Origin of the sequence: Sphingomonas sp. 179-A 2A2 NHS (assembly GCF_045371305.1) — a bacterium.
GTDB lineage: Bacteria > Pseudomonadota > Alphaproteobacteria > Sphingomonadales > Sphingomonadaceae > Sphingomonas.
Genome location: NZ_JBIQDE010000003.1, coordinates 268,413 through 288,772 on the forward strand (window position 1 = coordinate 268,413; position 20,360 = coordinate 288,772).

Here is a 20,360-nt window from a genome sequence, read left to right on the forward strand (position 1 = left end):
AAAAAGGACTGTTTCTTCGAAAATTGAATGCTAGGGTCGCTGGATGCAGGCTCAGGGGGAACTGGGCGGCGACGGAGAGGAGACGGGCACGCGCCGCTTCAGGGCGAAGCGCGAAGCCATTCTTGCCGCCGCTGCCGATGCGATCAACGAACAAAGCGCGAAGGGCATGACCTTCGCCGATGTCGCGCGCCGTGTCGGCCTCAATACCACCAGTGTCACTTACTATTTCAAGCGCAAGGAGGACCTTGCCGCCGCCGCGTTCGAGCACACGCTCGATTACCTGCTGGTGATGCTCGATACCGCGATGGAAGCGGATACGCCGGAAGCGCGCGTGGAGCGCTATCTCGCGCTCAACATGGCCCGGCTCGCCCGCGTGCAGCGCGGCGAGGAGCGGCAGATCGCCGGCCTCTCCGATCTTCGCGCGATGGACGAGCCGGTGCGCGGCCGTCTGATGGCTGGCTGGCGCGAGGTGTTCCGCCGTGCGCGCCGCCTGTGGGGGCCAGCAAACAGCCGCGCGCAGACCGATCTCAACGGCGCGCGCGCCCATGTGCTGATGGAAAACACCTTCTGGCTGCCGGTCTGGCTGCCGCGCTACGAGCCTGATCAATATGATCGCGTCGAGGCGCGGGTGATGGACGTGTTCCGCCATGGCCTTGCGGTGCGTGGCGCGCGATGGGACCCCTCCCCTGTCGAACTGCCGCATGATTCATCAGAAGGCCGCGACGCCTTCCTGCTCGCGGCCACGCGCCTCATCAACGAACTGGGCTATCGCGGCGCTTCGGTGCAGCGCATCGCGAGCGAGTTGAACGTCACCAAGGGCAGCTTCTACCACCATCTCGATGCCAAGGACGATCTTGTTATCGCCTGCTACAAGCGCAGCTTCGACACCATCACCGCGGCGCAGCGGCTGGCGGACGATCAGGGCGGCACGCAATGGGATCGGCTGTGCGCGATGTTTGCCACGTTGCTGGGCGTGCAGTTCTCCGAACTCGGCCCGCTGCTGCGCACCACGGCGCTCAGCGGCCTTCCCGGCACCGTGCGGCAAGCGATGGTCGATCGATCGAACCGAATCGCGCGGCGCTTCGCGGGAACGATCTCGGACGGGATCGCGGAAGGCACGGTGCGTGCCGTCGATCCGCTCGTCGCCAGCCAGCTGGTGATGGCGTTCCTCAACGCCGCGTTCGACATGCGCAAATGGGCCTGGGCGATGCCGCGCGAGCGCGCGATCGGCCTCTACGCCTCGACGCTCGCCTTCGGCATGTTCGACGACCGCATTATCGAGGATTGATCCAGGACGGAGTGACCGTCCGCTCCGGTGGCGCCGTCTAGATCAGGTCGTCGGCGGTCGCGGCAATCCACCGCCGGCACAGGGACGCCAGCGAAGCCGCATCCCGTTCGATATCCGCCAGTTCCCGCCACACGATCACGCCGCGGTCCGGCGCCGGCCATTTGGCCAGATGCTCATCATCGCTGAACGAGAAACCGGTGGTGCTGCGCGGCTTGGCACCACGATGCAACACGAGCCTGACGCCGCCCCTGCGCTCCACGCCCAGGGTGATGCGATCAGCCTCCCCAACGCCGAAGCTCGGCGCGTTCCACTTGATCCGTTCGACCAGGTCGGGGTGCGCGCTGGAGACGATCACGCGGAGCCGGTCGATCATCGCACGCGTGTCGCCGTTCAGCGACTGGCGATATTCCTCGACACTGGGCACCCGCCCCCTCCCCGGCCATTCTGTCCCACGAAGAACGGGGCCTCCACCATGGCGGCAGAGGCCCGGCGCTGAGATCAGGCCGCGCTGGTCGCGAAATTGCCCTCGCCCGCCGCTTCCTGGCGCTTCATCAGCACGCCAGCGCGCCAATAATGGAAGATGCCCCACGGCGTCAGCATCGCGACCGAGAACATCGCCCAGCGCAGCGATTCCGCGCCATAGGTCGGCCGCAACAGATCGCTGATCTGGCCCACCGCGAACGGCCCGAGGCCAAGGCCGAGCAGGCTAGTCGCGAGCAGCGTCAGCGCCGCCCAGGTCGCGCGCAGCCGCAGCGGCGCGAGGTGCTGGATCATCGCATAGGTCGGGCCGATATATGCGCCGGCGAAGATCGCCGCGACGAAGTACGAGCCCAACGCCAGCCACAGGTGATCGACGAAGTAGAAGGCCAGCGCAAACGGGAAGGCGACGATCTTCATCACCGCCACGACATAGCTTTGCGCGTAGATGCCCTTGCTCTTCGCCGCCCTATCGCACAGCCAGCCGCCGAGCATCGCGGAGAAGCCGGCAACGAACGCCGCCGGCAGCGCGACATATTTGGATACGTCCAGCATCGACATGCCGAGCGAGCGCTGCATGTAGCTCGGTCCCCAGCCAGTGACGGCATAGCCGACCAGCGAGGTGATGGTGATCGCCGCGACCAGATGGAAGGCCGCGCCGTTGTTCCACATGGTCCCGATGCCCTTCCACAAGCCCATCACCGGCGCGCCGTCAGGCTCGGCCGGCGCCTTGCCGTCGGAAAGGCCGCGGCGCGGCTCGACCACGAACAGCTTCATGATCACGGCAAGCGCAATGCCCGGCAGGCCGACAACCATCATCGCGACGCGCCAGCCATAGGAATGCGCGACGACGCCGCCGATCACGATGCCGAGCCCGCCGCCCAACAGCACGCCGAGCGAGTAGATCGCCATGGCGCTGGCCCGCCTCTCTGGCGGATAAAGGTCGGCAATGATCGACTGGCTGGGCGGGCCGAAGCCCGCCTCACCGATACCGACGCCGATGCGCGCCAGCATCAGATGGACGAAATTCTGCGCGAAGCCGCACACCGCCGTCATCGCGCTCCAGAAGGCAAGGCTGGCGGCAATGATGTTGGTGCGGCTGGACCGGTCGGCAAGCCGCGCGATCGGCAGGCCCAGCGTTGCATAGAAGATGGCGAATACCAGCCCGGACAATAGCCCCAGCTGCGTATCCGACAGCTGCAGGTCGGCCTTGATCGCTTCCATCAGGATCGACAGGATCTGGCGATCCATGAAGCTGAAGAAATAGGCCGTGGTCAGCAGCCCCAGCGTCCAGCCACGGCGGCGTAGCGCCCGTGCGTCGCGCGACTCCTGCGACCACGTGGTGCTGGCATCCATCTCGTTCTCCCCAACCCATATTATTCATTCCGGCCTATCGGCTCGGCCGGCAAACGTCAGCAGCAGGTGGCCGGCAGCAATGTTTCGTAACATCACTGCCGGCACCCGGTCAGAAGGCCTGAGACACGGCGGCTTTCAACGTGAAGCCGAGCGGCGACGCAGTGAAGCTGTCATAGTTCGGATCGAGCCGCGCGAAGGGCGGATCGCGATCGAAGATGTTGACCGCCGCCAGCGTGAAGCTGGTGCCGCTGTCGAGCGCCAGGCGGTAGGTCGCGTCGAACGTCCGCCACGATCCGATATCCTTGCCGCGCGTCACCGAGGCGCCGGCGAGGGCGCCAGCGTTCGGGCCGAAGATCGCAGGGCCCCGCTGATCGGTATAGCCATCGACATAGTTGAACTGCAGCCGCAGCGAGTGCGGGCCGGCATCACCCTGGACGTACCAGTTCCCGCGCCATTGCGGGATCGGGTAAGCCGTCGTCTGGAAGTTCAGCAGGCCGACCGCGTCGAACGCGGGCTGCACCGTGATCCCCTCCACCTGCAACGCGCCGATCTTGTAATCGATCACATAGGTCGCAGACCCGCCCACCGTCACGCGCGCCGGGCCAAGCTCGCCACGATATGCCGCCTGGAAGTCAAGGCCTGAGGTTTTCACATCGGCGCTGTTGAACACCTGGGTGCGCAGCCGGCTGACGTTGTTGATGTTGCAGCCCGCCGCGTTGAAGGTGAAGCGCGCCTGCAGCGCGGCATAGGCCGGGTTGTCGCAGTTCGCCGCGCCAGACGCGCCGAACAGCGCGTTGGTGATGCCGGACACCGGCTCCGCCTCGATCGGCCCCTTGAAGTCATAGCGCCAGTAATCGAGGCTCGCCGTGAACGGACCGCGATCGATCAGCACGCCGCCATTGTAGGTGGTCGCACTTTCCGGCCGCAGCAGGGGGTTGCCGAACACTTCCACCGCGCGGAAGCCCGTGCCGATCACCTGCAGCGACACCGCCGAGCCCGACAGGTTCTGCGGCGGCGGGCCACGGAAGCTGGTGCCGACGCCGCCGCGCAGGCCCAGCCAGTCGGTCAGCTCGATCTTCAGGCGCGCCTGCGGATCGAAGGTGGAGCCGACGTTGCCGCGATAATCCTCGTAGCGCGCCGACAGCTGCAGGTTGATCGCCTCGATGATCGGCACCTGAAGTTCGGCGAACAGCGCGTACACGTCGGCATTTTCGCTGCGCTGCGGATTGGTGCCGAGGAAGCCCAGGGCGCCGGTCTGCGGGTTGCAGGTGGCGGCCGGGTTCAGCGGCGTGCCGGGGCACGGCGTGATCGCGATGTTCGCATCATTGTTCAGCAACGTGCGGAACCAGTTCTTGCGATATTGCGCGCCCACCGCGAAGCCGATGTCCTCATCCGCCCACAGGCGGATCCCGGTGCGGCCGGACAGCGACAGGTCACCCACGAACTGCTTCGTGCGCACCTGCGTGTTGGGCGTGCGGAAGAACAGGTCGATCGTCGACAGGTCGTTGATCAGGCCCGCGCCCGGCGTCAGGCTGAACCCGGCCGGGTTGCGCGTACCGGCGAAGTTTGGATTGGGGACCCCGCTCACCGCATTCGCCGGGATCGCGGTTGAGAACGGGTTGAAATAGGTACAGCCGTTGGTGCCGGCGAGCCCGGCGAGCTGCGCTGGCGTCAGTCCAGCGCGCGAGGCGGTGGAGGCATAGGGGCAGTTCGGACCGCCAAAGCCGGCCATCGCGTTCTGCAACAGATCACCGAAGGCGTCGGTGCCGTCATAATCGCGCGCATATTCGCTGAAGGTCAGGCCAGCGTTGAAATCGATGTCGCTCGTCAGCTTGACGTTGACGTCGGCGGTGAAGCGATAAGCCTCGGTCTCGCGCTTGGAGATCGCCGATCCGCGATTGTTCTTCTCGTCTTGGAACAGGGGATTGCCGCCGAGCAGGAACGGCCGGAACAGCACGGGCAGGCCCACCGCACTATCCAGCGCACCGGTGGGTCCACGCGTACAGCCCGCGGCCGCGCCATAGAGCGTGCAATAGTCCCGCAGCGCCGGGGCATAGCCCGGGATGACGAACAGCGATCCATTGCCGAACGCTGCATTGGTCGACGGTGGCAGCGTCGGCAGATAACTCGGCGAGCTCGTCACCCTGGTGTTGGTGAAGGCGAGCAGGCCGGTCAGCCGCAGCGTGGCGCTATCGGTGATGTCGAACTCGGTATCGACCCACGCCTGGAACCGCTCTTCCGGCTCCACCAGATTGTCGAACTGCCCGAAATTGGTGAAGCAGCGGTCGGTGTTCGATCCGGGTGCGCTGCGGAAGCCGCCGAGGCCGGCACAGCCAAGATCGGTCGTCAGGTTGATGCCGCCGACGGTGCCGTTGAAGTCGAAGTTGCCGGGATTGCCGCCGCCGGTCCACGCGCCCTGCGGGTTGGTGGGATATGGCTGAACCGCGAAGTCACGATCGGTGAACCGCAGTTCGGACCGGCGCTGATAACCGAACGAGCCGAACACGCGGAAGCCATCCTGTTCGTGGCCATAGGACAGCGCACCGCCGTAATCGCCATCGGACCCGCGGATGTAGCGATAGTCGCCCGACGCCAGGAAACCCTGCTGATCGGTGCGGGTAATGAAGTTGACCACGCCGGCGATCGCGTCCGAGCCGTAGGTGGCGGCGGCGCCGTCCTTCAGGATTTCGATGCGGCCGATCGCGGCAGCGGGGAACATGTTCACGTCGACGATCGGGATGCCGAGGCCGGACGCCACCATGCGCTTGCCGTTAAGGAGGACGAGCGTTCGCTGCGGGCCAAGGCCGCGCAGATTGACGGACGCGACGCCTTCGGACCCTTGCGCACGGGTGTCGAACTGGTTGGCGTCACCCACCGTGCCGTTGGCGATGGTCAGGTTCTTGAGCAGGTCGACCGCGGTCGGCGCGCCCTGCCGCGCCAGTTCCTCGCCGGAGATGACGTCCACCGGCACCGCCAGGTTCTCCGGCGTGCCCCTGATCAGCGTACCGGTAACCACAATATCGGGGGCTGCGGTCTCTTGGGGGGTGGTCTGTACCGGGGCGGGATCGCCGCCGATCTGAGCGTGTGCCGTGCCAATCGCCAGGGCCCACGCAAGCGCCGTCGAGGCGCTTGCGCGTGCGAAAATCGCTTTCGCCATCATCTCTCTCCCGTTGCCGATCAGCGTCTGTGTGCGCCGTACCGGTTCCTCGAATAGACGATGCGCTTTCCGCTACGTCAAGCCGCTTAACGCCTCCTTCCCGCCGCCGGACATAAAAAAGCGGCGGAGCCCTGAGGAGCCCCGCCGCCGTACCGTAAATTGTGAAACGTGTTTCAATAGCCGTTGAGGCGGGCGAAACGGTCGCGGTGATAGGACGCGGTGCCCCACATCGTCTCCAGCACCGCCGCGCGCTTCAGATACAGGCCCGCATCATATTCGTCGGTCATGCCGACACCGCCGTGCAGCTGCACCATCTCGCGGCTAACGAGCTTCAGCGTATCGTTGGCGATCGCCTTCGAGAGGCTGACGGCTTGGTCGACATCCGAGCGGCCAGCGTCGATCGCCTCGAGCGCGCCCTCGACCGCGGAGCGCATCAGCTCCAGCTCGGTCTTCATCTTGGCCATGCGATGCTGCAGCGCCTGGAAGGTCGAGAGCACCTGGCCGAACTGGACGCGCTGCTTGAGGTAATCGAGCGTCTGATCGAACGCGCTGTCCGCCATGCCCAGCATCTCGGCCGCGGTCACCGCGGTCGCGCGGTCGACGATCGCCTGCGTCAGTTCCGGTCCGCCCAGCTTCTCGGCCGGCGCATCGGCGAAGGTCACATCGGCATGGCTGCGGCTGTCCGCCATCTTGCGGGTCGACACCGTCACGCCCTCGCCGCGCGGGACGAGATAAAGGCCGTCGGTTGCCGCGACGACGAACACGTCCGCCCCATCACCCTCGGCGACGAACTTCTTCGCGCCGCTCAGCTTCCCGCCCGAAACGCTGGCTTCGATCTTGCCGCCGTGAACCGGGCCTTCGTCGATCGCCAGCGTCGCCACCGCCTCGCCCGAAGCGAGCTTGGGCAGCCATTCGTTCTTGGCCGTGTCGGAGCCGCCCATCGCGATCGCGCTTGCCGCCACCGCGGTGGACGACAACGGACTCACCGCCAGGTTGCGGCCGAGCTGCTCTACCACCAGGCCAAGCGAGAGATAGCCGAAGGCCGATCCGCCGAATTCCTCCGGGATGACAATCCCGCTCCAGCCCATCTGGCCGATCGTGTTCCAGGCCTCGGTATCGAAGCCCTTTGCCGGTGCCGCGTCGCGCAGCTTGCGGAAGGCGGTGGTGGGCTGTTCGTTGTCAGCCCACTCGCGCGCCATGTCCCGCAGCATCACTTGTTCGTCGTTCAGTGCTGCCATGTGTTCAAACCCCTTAGAAGGACCTGCCGGGGAGGGAGAGCGTTCTGCCGCGCTCTCCCTCGACCCGGCCCTCTCCGACGCGTGTCTGCGCCGCGCCTAACCGTGATTACTGGTGATCAAGCATCCCGAGGATGCGCTTGGCGATGACGTTGTTCTGGATCTCGGACGAGCCGCCGTAGATCGACACCGCCTTGCCCCACAGCCACGTGCGGGTCTGCGCCAGTTCCTCGTTGCTGAAGCCCTCGCCTTCCCAGCCCAGGCCCTGCATGCCCATGATCTCGATCGCCAGTTCCGCGCGATCCTGCGTGATCCGCGCGCCGACGTTCTTCATCACGCTGGTCGCCGCGGACGGCCCGGCATTGCCCTTGGCCTCCAGCGCCGCGCGGCGCAGCGTCAGCGCGAAGGCACGCTGGTCCATCTCGTGCTTGATGATGCGGGTGCGCAGGTCGCTATCGGCCAGCTTACCCTCGGCATCGACACCACGATACTTCTTGGCGATCGACGGGATCGGCTCGCCCTGGTTCATCCGGCCCTGCGAGCCGCCGCCGCCCGACAGCGAGTTGCGCTCGTGCTGCAGCAGGCGGGTGCCGATCGTCCAGCCCTGCCCTTCCTGGCCGACCAGGTTTTCCTTCGGCACCTTTACGTTCGTGAAGAAGGTCTCGCAGAAGGGCGACGCGCCGGAGATCAGCTTGATCGGCCGGGTCTCGACGCCCTCGGCGTCCATGTCGATCAGCAGGAAGCTGATGCCGGCATGCTTCTGCGTCTTGTCGGTACGCACCAGCGCGAAGCACTTGTCCGCCCACTGGCCGCCGCTCGTCCAGGTCTTCTGGCCGTTGACGATGTAATGATCGCCCTTGTCCTCGGCGAAGGTCTGCAAGGACGCGAGGTCCGAACCGGCGCCCGGCTCCGAATAGCCCTGGCACCAGCGCACTTCACCGCGGACGATGCCCGGGATGTGCTTCCGCTTCTGCTCCTCGTTGCCATATTCCAGCAGCGTCGGGCCGAACATCATCACGCCCATGCCGCCGATCGGGTTCCAGGCCCCGATGCGCATCATTTCCTCGCTAAGGATGCGCGCCTGCTCGCGGGTCAGCCCGCCGCCGCCATATTCCTTCGGCCAGGTGGGCGTGCCCCACCCCTTCTCGCCCATCGCCTCGCGCCACTGCTTCTGCTCGGGCGTCTCGTCAGTCGGGCCATCGACGGCGGACATCGCGTTGTCCTTGCCGCGCAGGCTCTGCGGGAAATTCGCCTCCAGCCAGGCACGTGCCTCCTGGCGGAAGCCGTCGGCGCTATCGGCGGGGCGTTCGAGTTCGGCGGCAGTTGCCATCAGTTCAATTCTCCGAAGCCGATTCTGAATATCGGGTATGGCGCGAAGTCATGGCACGTTTGATCGCGGAAGCAAAGGGACATGCAAGCCCCGATCGGCTAGATCAGCGCTGAGGGGAGCCAGAGCGATGCGATTCGATCACCGCGCCGTGCCAATCGCCGTCCTGGCCATGCTGATCGACTCGATCGGCTTCGGAATCGTGTTGCCGGTACTTCCCTCGCTGATCGTCGAACTGGGCGGCGTATCGCTGGCGCAGGGCGCGCGGATCGGCGGCTATCTGCTTGCCGTCTATGCTGTGACTCACTTCTTTGCCGGCCCGGTGATCGGCAGCCTGTCGGATCGCTTCGGCCGGCGCCGGGTACTGCTGATCAGCCTTACCTGCTTCGGCATCGACTATGGGCTGATGGCGTTCGCGCCTACCCTCGCTTGGCTGTTCCTCGGCCGGGCTATCGCGGGGATCGCCGGCGCGACCTACGGCCCCGCCAACGCCGTGATCGCCGACGTCACCCCGCCCGAACGGCGCGGACAGGCGTTCGGCCTGCTCGGCGCGGCCTTCGGTGGCGGATTCATCCTGGGCCCGGCGATCGGCGGCCTGTTGGTGGAATTCGGCACCCGCGCGCCGTTCGTCGCGGCGGCGGCGCTGGCCCTGGTCAACGCCGGGGTGATCCTGTTCCTGATGCCCGAGACCCTCCCGCCGGAGCGCCGTCGCCCGTTCGATTGGCGCCGCGCCAATGCGGTGGGTGCCTTCGCGCCCTTGTTCCGCGCTGGCGGAGCGGCCGCGCTGCTCGCCGGCGCGCTCGTCTGGCAGATCGCGCACATGGTCTATCCGTCCACCTGGGCGTTCTTCGGCGAGATCGCGCTTGGCTGGGATGCGAAGGCGATCGGCTGGTCGCTCGCCGCCTCCGGCCTTTCCATGATGGTGGCGCAGATCTTCCTCATCGGCCGCGCGATCCGGCGCTTCGGCGAGGAGCGAACCGTGCTGATCGGGCTGGCCGCCGGGATGATCGTCTTTGCCGGCTATGTCTTCGCGCGGGCGGAGTGGCAGATCTATCTGCTCATCGCGCTGGGGGCGCTGACCGGCCTCGTCGGCCCATCGATTAACGCGATCCTGTCGGCACGGGTCGACGCCTCCAATCAAGGCGCGCTGCAGGGCGGCATGGCCAGCATCGCCAGCATTGCCGCGATCGTCGGCCCACTGGCGATGACCCAGGCACTGGCGTTCGGCACGGAGCGCGGCGCGGCGGGCGGCGCCTTTGCCCTCGCCTCGCTGCTCTGCGCCGTCACCTTCGCGATCTTCCTGTTCGGCGTGGTGCTCCGCCGCGGCAAGCTCGCATGATCACGTCCATGCACACACGATCCTGAAGTGCGTCACACCGGACGTGATCCGGGGTGACGCTACTTCGCAATCCCTCGCTCAGTCGCGCCCCGGCCGCCGGCTGCCGCCGGTGTCTAGGTGGAACCCGGCATCCACCCGCCATGTCTCGCCCACGATCGCCCGCGCTGCGGGATCGAGCAGCATCTCGATCGGCCCGGCAATGTCCTCCGCCTGCGGGGCCATCGCCATCGGCGTCTGCGCTGCGATCCGCTGGTCGAGCTTCGCCTTGCCCTCCACGCCCAGCGCCTTTTCGAACCAGCCGGTGCCGACATAGCCCGGCGCCACCGCGTTCACCCGGATCGCCGGCGCCAATACGCGTGCCAGGCTCTGCGTCATGGTGATCAGCGCGCCCTTGGACGCGGCATAAGCGATCGAGGAGCCGACACCGTGCAGCCCGGCGATCGAGGCGACGTTGACGACCGCGCTCATCGGCCCCTCGCGCATTGCCGGCGCACATGCGCGCACCATCTGGAAGGCGGCAATCGTGTTCAGGCGATAGATGCCGACGAAATCCTCGGCATCCAGCCCGTCCAGCTCCTCGTGCACCACATGCTTGGTGCGCCCGGCATTGTTCACAAGGAAATCGAGCCGGCCGAACGCCTCGGTCGCCGCAGCGGCAAGCTTCCGGCACTCGGCGTCCTCGGCAATGTCGGCCTGCACCGCGATCGATCCGTTCGCGACCTCGGCGGCCAGCGCCTCCGCCTCGGCGCGGCTATGGGCATAGTTGATGACGCAGCGCACCCCGCGCTTTGCCAGCCGCCGCACCACCGCTGCCCCGATGCCCGTTCCCCCACCCGTCACGATCGCCACGCCGCCGTCCATCACGCTCTCCTGCATTTTCGAACGTGGCGTATGGCATTCGCGGGATCGTGCCGCTAGCGACCGAATCATGGAGAGAGTTGAAGATCTGCTTGCCCAGCCGTTCGGCACCCTGCCGGACCTGATCCGTCACCACGCCGTGGCCCAGCCCGACAAGCTCGCGATCGCCGACGGCGACACGCAAGTCACGTACGGCGAACTCGATGCCGCCATGGACCGCGCCGCCGCCGCGCTTCAACGCGACGGTACGGTGCAAGGCCAGGCAGTGGCGATGGTGAGCTACCCCAGTGTGGCCCAGGGAATCGTCTTTCTTGCCGCGGTGCGGGCCGGATCGGTCGCCGCGCCGATCCAGCCCTCCGCCACGCCCGATCAGATCGCCGGCATGATCGCCGACAGCGGCGCGAACCTCGTTTTCCTGGATGCCGCCAATGCCGCCGCGCTGAAGGACGAGACCTTGGCCGCCCGCATCATCATGCTGGAGGAACTGGACGGCTGGCTCGCGCCTGCCGACGCCAAGCCCGCCCCTGTCAGCATCGCGCCCGATGATGGCTTCAACATCATCTATTCCTCGGGCACCACCGGCATTCCCAAGGGGATCGTGCAGAGCCACGCGATGCGCTGGCAGCATCTCTCGCGCAACAGCGGCGCCGGCTTCGACACCGCCGTCACCCTGCTATCGACCCCGCTTTATTCGAACACCACGCTCGTCAGCTTCCTGCCCACCCTCGCCTGGGGCGGCACCGTGGTGCTGATGAAGAAGTTTGACGCGCGCACGTATCTGGAGCTCGCCGAAAAATATCGCGCGACGCACACCATGCTCGTCCCGGTGCAATATCAACGCATCATGGCGCTGCCCGATTTCGACAAGTTCGATCTCAGCGCGTTCCGCTTCAAGACGTGCACCTCGGCCCCCTTTAAGGCGGAGCTGAAGCGCGACATCCTCGATCGCTGGCCCGGCAAGCTGGTCGAATATTATGGCATGACGGAAGGCGGCGCCTCCTTCATCCTCGTCGCGGACGAGCATCCGGACAAGCTCCACACCGTCGGCCGCTTGTCGCCCGGCCACCAGGCGATCCTGCTCGACGAGGAGGGCAAGGAAGTCGCCCCCGGCGAGATGGGGGAGATCGTCGGCCGCTCGCCGGCGATGATGAACGGCTATCACAAGCGCGAGGGCGCGACGCGCGACGCCGAATATTACGATGCGAACGGCAATCGCTGGATCCGCCATGGCGATGTCGGGCGGATCGACGAGGACGGCTTCCTGATCCTCATGGATCGCAAGAAGGACATGATCATCTCGGGCGGGTTCAACATCTACCCGTCGGATCTGGAAGCGGTGCTGGCGCAGCATCCCGCCGTCGCCGACTGTACCGTCGTCGGCGTGCCGAGCGAGGAATGGGGCGAAACGCCGGTCGGCTTCTACGTCCCACGCGATGGTGCCACCGCAAGCGCGGAGGAGATCCGCGCCGCCACCAACGAGAAGCTCGGCAAGACGCAGCGCCTGTCGAAACTGTATGTCGCTGACGAGCTGCCACGCAGCGCGATCGGCAAGGTATTGAAGCGCGAGCTGCGCGATCGGCTCGCCGCAGGGGATTTCCGGGGGAAAGACGCATGACCAGCCTGAAAGAGATTCTCGATGGCCTGACGCCGCTTGGCGACGCGCCGGGCTGGCGCGGCGAAATTCCGGATGGCTGGCTGCAGGGCCGCACCGCATACGGCGGGCTCTCTGCGGCGATCGCACTCCACTGCGCGATGCAGTCGGATACCGATCTGCCCCCGCTCCGCTCGGCCCAGGTCAGCTTCATCGGCCCGCTTTCCGGCCCGATCCTCGTCACCGCGCATCGCCTGCGCCGCGGCAAGAACGCCGCCTTCATCCAGGCGGATATCGAAAGCGAAGCCGGACTTGGCCTGCGCTGCACCTTCGTCTTCATGCGCGCGATCGAAAGCGAGGTGGATTACGCCACCACCACCGTCCCCGATTTCAAGCAGCCCGGCCCGGAGGAAAAAACGTTCAAGGGCAACCCGCACGTCGCCTTCACGCAGAACTTCGAATTCCTTGATCGGCGTGACGGGCCGAACCTGCTTCCCGCCGAATGGCTGCGCTGGACGCGGCTCAACGAACGCGAGGGGCTCGATCCGATGGTCGAGCTGATGGCGGTCGGCGATTGCCTGCCGCCCGCCGCGCTCCGCCTGCTCGGCCGCAACGTGCCGATGAGCTCGATGACGTGGATCCTCAACGTCCTCGGGCCGCAGCCGAAGACCGAAGACGGCTGGTGGCTGCTGCGCTCCAACGCCGATTATGCGCGCGCCGGCAGCTCCTCGCAGCAGATGGGTATCTGGAACAGCGCCGGCGAAATGGTCGCCGAACAGATGCAGTCGGTCGCCGTCTTCGCCTGATCGAGCGATGCGTTCGGGAGGGGCCGCCAAGTCCCTCCCATGCCGCACCAATGCGGCGCACATCCCGCCGTGCCGCGACAAATTGCGACACTTGCCGGCCGTAACGGCACACTCGCGCGACAGATGGGTTCCATATCGGTCCCATCAGCGGGGAAGGTCCCGCATCGCACGAAGGATCATTACGGATGAAGCGTATCATCATCGCCGCCGCGCTCGCAGGCACCACCACCACCGGCATCGCCGCGGCGCAGACCGCTGGCCAGACGACCGCGCCGACCGCAGCGGGCAAGTTCCGCGGGGATCGCGGCATGGGCCTCGATCTTAACAAGGACGGCGTGATCACCCGCGCCGAAGTCATCGCCGCCACTGACGCGCGCTTCGCGAAGCTCGATGCCAACAAGGACGGCAAGATCACCGCCGACGAGCGGTCCGGCCGCCGCACCAACATGCCGGACATCACGCAGGAGCAGATGCGTCAGGCGGCGCTTGCCCGCTTCGACCGGGCGGATGCCAACAAGGACGGCAAGATCGACGCGACCGAACGCCAGGCAATGCGCGGCATGCACCGCGGCGGGCGCGGCGGGCCGGACGGCATGCGCCACGTCGGGCGCGGCCACGGCGGCGCGATGGCCGCAATGGCCATGGCCGACACCAACCGCGACGGCGTCGTCACCAAGGCCGAAGCCGTCGCCGCAACCCAGGCCATGTTCGACCGGCTCGACACCAATCGAGACGGCAAGATCGACCAGGCCGAACGCGACGCCGCCCGTGACGCCATGAAGGCGCGTCGCGGCGGTGGCGCAGCGCAGCCCGGCGGCGCTCGCTGACGCCGGCGCGCGCCGGGCGGGGACCTCTCAGCCCGCCCGGCGCTTCCCGCGGGAGCATGACATGCTAGACACCGACGCCATGGCCGAACTGCCCCACCTGCTGCTCGTCGACGACGAGCGCTCTATCCGCGAGCCGCTGGCGCAATATCTCACCAAACAGGGCTTCCGTGTCACCCAGGTGGGTGATGCCGAGGCTGCCCGTGCGCGGCTCGGCGCTTATGCGATCGATCTCGTGGTGCTCGACATCATGATGCCGGGCGAGGACGGGCTCAGCCTGTGTCGCCACATTCGCGAGACCAGCGATATCCCCGTCATCCTGCTCACCGCGCGTACCGAGGAGACCGACCGGATCGTCGGCCTGGAAATGGGCGCCGACGATTATGTCGTAAAGCCCTTCTCCCCGCGCGAGCTTGCCGCCCGGATCAAGGTCGTGCTGCGCCGGCTGCGCGGCGGCGGCACGCGGCAGCATGCACCTGACGCGAGCGCCTATGCCTTTGCCGGCTGGGTGCTGAAGACGGGCGAGCGCACCCTGGTCGATCGCGAGGGCGTCGCCGTCCCGCTGTCGACCGGCGAGTACAACCTCCTCCACGCCTTGGTCACCCGGCCGCGCCAGGTGCTGACCCGCGACCAGCTGCTCGATCTCACGCAAGGGCGCGAAGCGGCCGCCTTCGATCGCGCGATCGACAACCAGGTCAGCCGCCTGCGCAAGAAGATCGAGGCCGACCCCAAGTCGCCGCAGCTGATCAAGACGGTATGGGGCGGCGGCTATACGCTGGCCGCGGAAGTAACCCGGCTGTGACGGCCCGAGCGTGAGGCTCCCCTTCCCTCGCAACCTGCCGGGCCAGTTGGCGCTGCTGCTGGCGATCGCCCTGTTCGCCGCGCAGGCGATCAATCTTGCGCTCGTGCTGCGCGATCGCGCCAACTTCCGCCTCGCCCAGGCCACCCGTCCGGCCGCGGTGCGGATCGCCGACGCACTTGAACGCGCGGACGAGCGGCCGATCTTCGAGGACCGCGGCCGCGTCCGCCGCCGCGCCGCCAATCCGCTCGAGCCTGCCTGGGAACGTCACCCTGACGTCGCCGAGGAGCTGCGCCGCCAGCTGATCGAAGCCGGCGTCAGCCCCGGGCGGATCGAGGTCGGCCTTCGTCCGGCCGATGCCCGCGAGCCGACGACCCGCGTCTCCGACGAGCGGCAACGGCGCCTTGGCCGCGCGCACCGCGCCCGAATCGCTGACACGTTGGTCATTGCGGTGCAGCAGCCCGACGGCAGCTGGATCAGCACCAACGCGCCCTGGCCGCGCCGGGACATGCGCATCATCTGGGCGCTCTTTGCCCAGACGCTGATCATCTATGTCCTGATCCTCGTCCCTGTCCTGTGGCTGGCGCGCCGCATCGCGCGCCCGCTGCGCGCGCTTGCGGTGGCAGCCCGCAACTTCACGCCGGGCAGCGCGCCCGAGCCGCTGGCGGTCGACGGGCCGAGCGATGTGCGCGACGTGGTCGCCGCGTTCAACGCGCTTACTCGCCGCGTCACCGCGATGCTCGAAGAAAAGGACCGGATGCTCGGCGCAATCGGCCACGATCTGCGCACGCCCCTTGCGGCGCTTCGCGTGCGGATCGAGTCGGTCGAGGACGAGCAGGACCGCGCCCGCATGGCCGACACGATCGAGGAAATGAGCCGCACGCTGGACGACATCCTCTCGCTCGCCCGCCTTGGCCGCCCGAGCGAAGCGATCACTGAAGTCGATCTCGCCGCGCTGGTCGATGCGGTGGTCGAGGATTTCCGCGACCTTGGCGCCGATGTCTCATTCGAGGAGGCCGATCGCCTCCGCATGCGGCTTCGCCCCACGCTCTTCCGCCGCGCGGTGCGCAACCTCATCGAGAATGCGATCAAATATGCCGGCGCCGTCGAGGTCTCGCTGCAGCAGACACCCGGCCGCGTCCTCGTCTGCGTCGCCGATCGCGGCCCCGGCATCCCGGCCGATCGCATGGAGGCCGTGTTCGATCCCTTCACGCGCCTCGAAGGATCACGCAACCGCGATACCGGTGGCATCGGCCTTGGCCTGGCGCTCGCCCGCGCCATCGTCCGCGATGCCGGCGGCGACATCACCCTCGCCAACCGCGACGGCGGCGGCCTCACCGCCACGATCACCCTGCCGCGGTGACGGGCGGCGGCGCAGTGCTTCGCCGATCGGCAGCGGCCAACGCAGCAGCGCCGCGCCAGCAGGCATGATCCCCACGGCACCATTCGAGGCCAACATCTGGCGCCTGCTCGATGAAGCGCTCATCAACACACCGATGGCGCCGGCAAGGGCGCCGAGCGGCCGGTTCCACCATTTTGGCCAGATCGCCATCTATGCGTCGCTAAGCCCGGAGGGCGCGGAGCTCGCCATGCGCCGCTACGCCGCCGATGGCATCCGACGCATCCTCGTTCCGCTACGCCTCCTGACGAACCGTGCCGCGGACATTCGAGAGGTGACGGCGGCCTCGGCTGACTGGCAGGATTTCATCAGGCGAGGCGAGACGCCGCCCACCTGGCCGTTGTCTGACGCGGCAAGACAGCTCGGCGCGGAAGCGATGGTCTACTCGTCGCGCTCGAGCCCCCGCCTCTCGCACGTCGTGGTCTTTGAACCTCGCTGCCTGACCCCCCTCGACAGACCGTTGGCGCACGGCAGCTGATCTCCACGAGCCGGCCACATCCTCTCGCACCGCCACACGCACCAGCACCTTGCCAAGCCGCGCGCGGGCGGCGAAGAGCGCGGCGGAGGGAGCGCAACAATGTCCGTGCAGTCAGACCGGTGGATTCGCGAGCAGGCGCTCACCAACGGCATGATCGAGCCGTTCGTCGAGGCACAGCGGCGCGATGGCTGCATCAGCTACGGTCTCAGCTCCTACGGCTATGACGCTCGGGTCGCAGACGAATTCAAGATCTTCACCAACGTCGATTCGGCGACGGTGGACCCGAAGGATTTCGCCGCCAACAGCTTCGTCGATCGCAAGACGGACGTCTGCATCATCCCGCCCAACAGCTTCGCGCTGGCGCGGACGGTGGAATATTTCCGCGTGCCCCGCGACGTGCTGGTGATCTGCCTCGGCAAGTCGACCTATGCGCGCTGCGGGATCATCGTGAACGTCACCCCGCTGGAACCCGGCTGGGAAGGCCATGTGACGCTGGAGTTCTCGAACACCACCCCGCTGCCGGCCAAGATCTACGCCAACGAGGGCGCGTGCCAGTTCCTGTTCCTGCAAGGGAACGAGCCGTGCGAGATCAGCTACGCCGATCGCGCCGGCAAATATATGGGCCAGCGCGGCGTCACCCTGCCGCGGCTGTGAGCGGAAGGCGGTAAGGCCCTCCAACGACAAGGGGCGAACCACAGAACCCGACAAGACTGATGCCCTGCGGGAAGCCAGGTGCAGTCAGGACGCGCTCAGGTATTCTGACGGCTCCCCGGCGCGGCGCCACCTCGTCACGGCCGCCCCGACGGAGGAGATTTCTTCGGGCACGCCGGCACCGGTGAACGATCATCCACGCCCAAGCCGATCGGTCATTCCGCCTGGGCCAGAAAGCGTCCGGGCGCATCTTGCCGATAGTGCCGGGACGCCCCGGCACCCCGGGCTGGACCCGGGATCCCGCTTCTACCTCGAGCTTAGCTGAACGCCGGCAGCATTCAGGGGCAAGGCATGCGCCGTCAGCGCCCTCAAAGCGACCGCGCAAACCAGCTTACGCGGTTGATCAGCGCCCCGCGAGCGTCACCCCGCCCAGCCGGTCGAGCCCGCGTTGTGCCACCTCGCGGGAGGACTCCACCTCGCCATTGGGCATCGCCATCTCGACATCGCTCGCGTTCAGTGCCGCACGGTACAGCGACGCCGCCTCGCCGATGCGGCCGGTGCGGGCATAGACGGTCGCAAGGTTGATCATCAGCTCAGGCCGGCGCGGGAAGATGCGCCGCTCCGCCACAAGCGTGGCTTCCGCTGCCTGGTAATCACCGGCCGAGATTGCCTGGTAGCCGGTCCGGTCGCTCGCCGCCGCCGGTGTAGCGGCGATCGCAGCACCGCAGAGCGCCAAGAGGATAACGCGCATATCCATTCTCCCAGCATGACAGGCGGATGACGCCTGCGTTTCATTTTTGTGACAGGAGAATGTCACTTTTGAGACAGTGATGCAATGACTCCAGGGGCCGACGCGCGACGCACATAAAAAAAGGGCGGCCCGCCAGGGGCCGCCCGTATCGTTCGCAGATCGCCGCGGACTTAGAAGTCGCGGTAATACTGCTCGTTGCCGATGAAGCCGAGCTTCGTGATGTTCGACCGCTTGATCACCGCCAGCGTCTGATCAACGACGTCGTAGCGCACCTGCGGATCAGGCTGGAAGTGCAGCTCCGGCTCCGGGTTCATCGCTGCCGACACGTCGAGGTACTGACGCAGCCGCACCGCATCGACCGGCGAACCGTTCCACGTGATCGTGCCATCGGCCGCGATCGCGATCTTGTTCTTGTCCGGCTGGACCGGCGGCGGCGCGTTGTTCGGCGAATTCTGCGGAAGATCCACCTTCACCGCGTGGGTTTGGATCGGGATGGTGATGATGAACATGATGAGGAGCACGAGCATGACGTCGATCAACGGCGTCGTGTTCATCTCCATCATCGGCTCGCCATCGTCTTTGCCGCCACTCATTGCCATTTCGATTACTCCTCGTGGCTGTGCTTAAAGACGCGAGACGTTCTCACCCGGGGGCGGTTCGGAAATGAACCCCACCTTGGCGAAGCCTGCCATCTGCATGTTGTAGATCGCGCCTGCCACGCACTTCCACGGCGTGTTTACGTCGCCGCGCACATGCGCTTCCGGAAGCTCCAGGCCCGGAGCATTGACCCCGCCCTGGCGCTCGATCTCGGCCTTCAGCTTGGCCACCGCGCGATCGAGCAGCTCCTGGTGGGTCACCTTCGTCATGCCCCAGTACACGGCGCACTGACCGTCCTCCGAGGTGATCGAGAGCGAGACATTCTCAGGCTTGGTCGTCGTCGGGTCGAAGCGGACCTGCGGCAGCTGCACCGGGACCGTCTGGATCACGACCGGGACCGCGATCAGGAAGATGATGAGGAGCACCAGCATGACGTCCACGAGGGGCGTCGTGTTGATGTCCGACATCGGGGTTTCTGCGGCGGAGTCTCCACCAACGCTCATCGCCATAAGTCAGGCTATCCTATGTCTTCGTTCCCGCCGGTCATCCGGCCGGGAAAGGTGGCGGGGCCGCCGAGCGGCAACCCCGCTTTCCCCCATTACGAGCGGGTCGGCTGCACGCCGCCGGTCTGACCGGCCGTGGTGGTGCCGACCGGCTTGGCAGCAACCGGCTTGGCCGCGCCGGCAACCGTCGGGCGCACCGCGCCGTTCGACGCGAGGTAGCCGAGCACGTCGTTCGAGAAGGCCGACAGCTCTTCCGCGATCGACTTGTTGCGACGCTGCAGCCAGTTGTAGCCGAGCACCGCCGGAACGGCCACGGCGAGACCGAGCGCGGTCATGATGAGCGCTTCACCGACCGGACCGGCGACCGCGTCGATCGACGCCTGGCCAGCCGCACCGATCTTGATGAGCGCGCGGTAGATGCCGATAACCGTACCGAACAGGCCGATGAACGGCGCCGTCGCACCCACGGTCGCGAGGAACGCGAGGCCGGTGCCCAGACGCGAGTTGATCATCGCTTCCGAGCGAGCGAGCGAGCCGTGCAGCCAGTCATGTGCTTCGACCGGATCGGTCAGCTTGGCGTGCTGCTCCTGCGCCTGCAGGCCGTCGTCGACGATCTGCTTGTAGGCCGAGTTCTTCTCCAGCTTCGCCGAACCTTCGCGCAGCGAGGTCGTCTGCCAGAACGAGGCGCGCACGCGCTTCGCCTGGTTGATGATCTTCTGCTGCTCGAAGAGCTTGGTGAACATGATGTAGAACGAGACGACCGACATCAGCACGAGGATGCCGAAGGTGCTCTGGGCGATGATGCCGCCCTGCTCGAGCGCGGCGGCCAGGCCGTACGGGTTTTCGCCGCCGTGTGCGGCCGGGTCGGCGGCTGCAGCGAGGATGGTGGTGATCATTCGATTGGTATCCCTCTGAAAAGCGCAA

Annotated in this window: 19 protein-coding genes; 9 read left to right on the plus strand and 10 right to left on the minus strand. The window is 66.8% G+C overall.

Annotated features, from left to right (window positions below; all coding sequences use genetic code 11):
• Nucleotides 1–43: 43 nt before the first annotated feature.
• A complete protein-coding gene (locus ACH0AE_RS07655) occupies nucleotides 44–1,288 on the plus strand; it encodes a TetR/AcrR family transcriptional regulator (protein WP_294441798.1) in 1,245 nt (414 codons plus the stop codon).
• A 37-nt stretch (nucleotides 1,289–1,325) separates the two neighbouring features.
• Here ACH0AE_RS07655 and ACH0AE_RS07660 read toward each other — a convergent pair whose 3' ends face one another.
• The 5 genes from ACH0AE_RS07660 to ACH0AE_RS07680 all read right to left on the minus strand — a co-directional run bounded on the left by ACH0AE_RS07660 (nucleotide 1,326) and on the right by ACH0AE_RS07680 (nucleotide 8,843).
• Nucleotides 1,326–1,661: a DUF1801 domain-containing protein gene (locus tag ACH0AE_RS07660; protein ID WP_406875615.1), complete on the minus strand. Its 336-nt coding sequence runs from the start codon at nucleotides 1,659–1,661 to the stop codon at nucleotides 1,326–1,328.
• 125 nt (nucleotides 1,662–1,786) lie between these two features.
• On the minus strand, nucleotides 1,787–3,121 hold the full coding sequence (locus ACH0AE_RS07665) for an MFS transporter (RefSeq protein WP_294441796.1): 1,335 nt from the start codon (nucleotides 3,119–3,121) through the stop codon (nucleotides 1,787–1,789).
• Between the two features lie 109 nt (nucleotides 3,122–3,230).
• The gene (locus ACH0AE_RS07670; protein WP_294441795.1) at nucleotides 3,231–6,278 is read right to left on the minus strand and encodes a TonB-dependent siderophore receptor; all 3,048 of its coding nucleotides are present in this window, start codon (nucleotides 6,276–6,278) and stop codon (nucleotides 3,231–3,233) included.
• A 173-nt stretch (nucleotides 6,279–6,451) separates the two neighbouring features.
• Entirely contained in the window at nucleotides 6,452–7,516 is a 1,065-nt protein-coding gene (locus ACH0AE_RS07675; protein WP_294441794.1) for an acyl-CoA dehydrogenase family protein, read from the minus strand.
• Nucleotides 7,517–7,622: 106 nt separating this feature from the next.
• Complete coding sequence (locus tag ACH0AE_RS07680) at nucleotides 7,623–8,843, minus strand: acyl-CoA dehydrogenase family protein (protein WP_294441793.1); 1,221 nt, start codon at nucleotides 8,841–8,843, stop codon at nucleotides 7,623–7,625.
• Nucleotides 8,844–8,970: 127 nt separating this feature from the next.
• Here ACH0AE_RS07680 and ACH0AE_RS07685 point away from each other — a divergent pair, with 127 nt between their 5' ends.
• Nucleotides 8,971–10,179 (plus strand): MFS transporter, encoded by a 1,209-nt coding sequence (locus ACH0AE_RS07685; protein WP_294441792.1) that lies wholly within the window; start codon nucleotides 8,971–8,973, stop codon nucleotides 10,177–10,179.
• A gap of 78 nt (nucleotides 10,180–10,257) precedes the next feature.
• On the opposite strand, the gene ACH0AE_RS07690 is transcribed toward ACH0AE_RS07685, so the two are convergent.
• Nucleotides 10,258–11,040 carry an SDR family NAD(P)-dependent oxidoreductase gene (locus ACH0AE_RS07690; protein WP_294441791.1) on the minus strand — a complete coding sequence of 261 codons (783 nt, stop codon included), beginning with the start codon at nucleotides 11,038–11,040 and terminating at the stop codon, nucleotides 10,258–10,260.
• Between the two features lie 67 nt (nucleotides 11,041–11,107).
• Here ACH0AE_RS07690 and ACH0AE_RS07695 point away from each other — a divergent pair, with 67 nt between their 5' ends.
• The 7 genes from ACH0AE_RS07695 to dcd all read left to right on the plus strand — a co-directional run bounded on the left by ACH0AE_RS07695 (nucleotide 11,108) and on the right by dcd (nucleotide 17,588).
• Nucleotides 11,108–12,652 (plus strand): class I adenylate-forming enzyme family protein, encoded by a 1,545-nt coding sequence (locus tag ACH0AE_RS07695; RefSeq protein ID WP_294441790.1) that lies wholly within the window; start codon nucleotides 11,108–11,110, stop codon nucleotides 12,650–12,652.
• A complete protein-coding gene (locus ACH0AE_RS07700) occupies nucleotides 12,649–13,434 on the plus strand; it encodes a thioesterase family protein (RefSeq protein WP_406875616.1) in 786 nt (261 codons plus the stop codon). The genes ACH0AE_RS07695 and ACH0AE_RS07700 overlap by 4 nt, the downstream gene beginning before the upstream one ends.
• A gap of 185 nt (nucleotides 13,435–13,619) precedes the next feature.
• On the plus strand, nucleotides 13,620–14,261 hold the full coding sequence (locus ACH0AE_RS07705; protein ID WP_294441788.1) for an EF-hand domain-containing protein: 642 nt from the start codon (nucleotides 13,620–13,622) through the stop codon (nucleotides 14,259–14,261).
• A 79-nt stretch (nucleotides 14,262–14,340) separates the two neighbouring features.
• Nucleotides 14,341–15,060 (plus strand): response regulator, encoded by a 720-nt coding sequence (locus ACH0AE_RS07710; RefSeq protein ID WP_294441849.1) that lies wholly within the window; start codon nucleotides 14,341–14,343, stop codon nucleotides 15,058–15,060.
• A 10-nt stretch (nucleotides 15,061–15,070) separates the two neighbouring features.
• On the plus strand, nucleotides 15,071–16,420 hold the full coding sequence (locus tag ACH0AE_RS07715; RefSeq protein WP_294441787.1) for an ATP-binding protein: 1,350 nt from the start codon (nucleotides 15,071–15,073) through the stop codon (nucleotides 16,418–16,420).
• 64 nt (nucleotides 16,421–16,484) lie between these two features.
• Entirely contained in the window at nucleotides 16,485–16,934 is a 450-nt protein-coding gene (locus ACH0AE_RS07720) for an RES family NAD+ phosphorylase (protein ID WP_294441786.1), read from the plus strand.
• Between the two features lie 99 nt (nucleotides 16,935–17,033).
• Nucleotides 17,034–17,588: a dCTP deaminase gene (gene dcd, locus ACH0AE_RS07725; RefSeq protein ID WP_294441785.1), complete on the plus strand. Its 555-nt coding sequence runs from the start codon at nucleotides 17,034–17,036 to the stop codon at nucleotides 17,586–17,588.
• A gap of 400 nt (nucleotides 17,589–17,988) precedes the next feature.
• On the opposite strand, the gene ACH0AE_RS07730 is transcribed toward dcd, so the two are convergent.
• From ACH0AE_RS07730 to ACH0AE_RS07745, 4 genes are all read right to left on the minus strand, one after another.
• On the minus strand, nucleotides 17,989–18,336 hold the full coding sequence (locus ACH0AE_RS07730) for a tetratricopeptide repeat protein (RefSeq protein ID WP_294441784.1): 348 nt from the start codon (nucleotides 18,334–18,336) through the stop codon (nucleotides 17,989–17,991).
• A 170-nt stretch (nucleotides 18,337–18,506) separates the two neighbouring features.
• Nucleotides 18,507–18,935 carry a biopolymer transporter ExbD gene (locus ACH0AE_RS07735; RefSeq protein WP_294441783.1) on the minus strand — a complete coding sequence of 143 codons (429 nt, stop codon included), beginning with the start codon at nucleotides 18,933–18,935 and terminating at the stop codon, nucleotides 18,507–18,509.
• A gap of 24 nt (nucleotides 18,936–18,959) precedes the next feature.
• Entirely contained in the window at nucleotides 18,960–19,442 is a 483-nt protein-coding gene (locus tag ACH0AE_RS07740; protein WP_294441782.1) for a biopolymer transporter ExbD, read from the minus strand.
• A gap of 89 nt (nucleotides 19,443–19,531) precedes the next feature.
• Nucleotides 19,532–20,332 (minus strand): MotA/TolQ/ExbB proton channel family protein, encoded by an 801-nt coding sequence (locus tag ACH0AE_RS07745; RefSeq protein WP_294441781.1) that lies wholly within the window; start codon nucleotides 20,330–20,332, stop codon nucleotides 19,532–19,534.
• Between the last annotated feature and the right edge of the window lie 28 nt (nucleotides 20,333–20,360).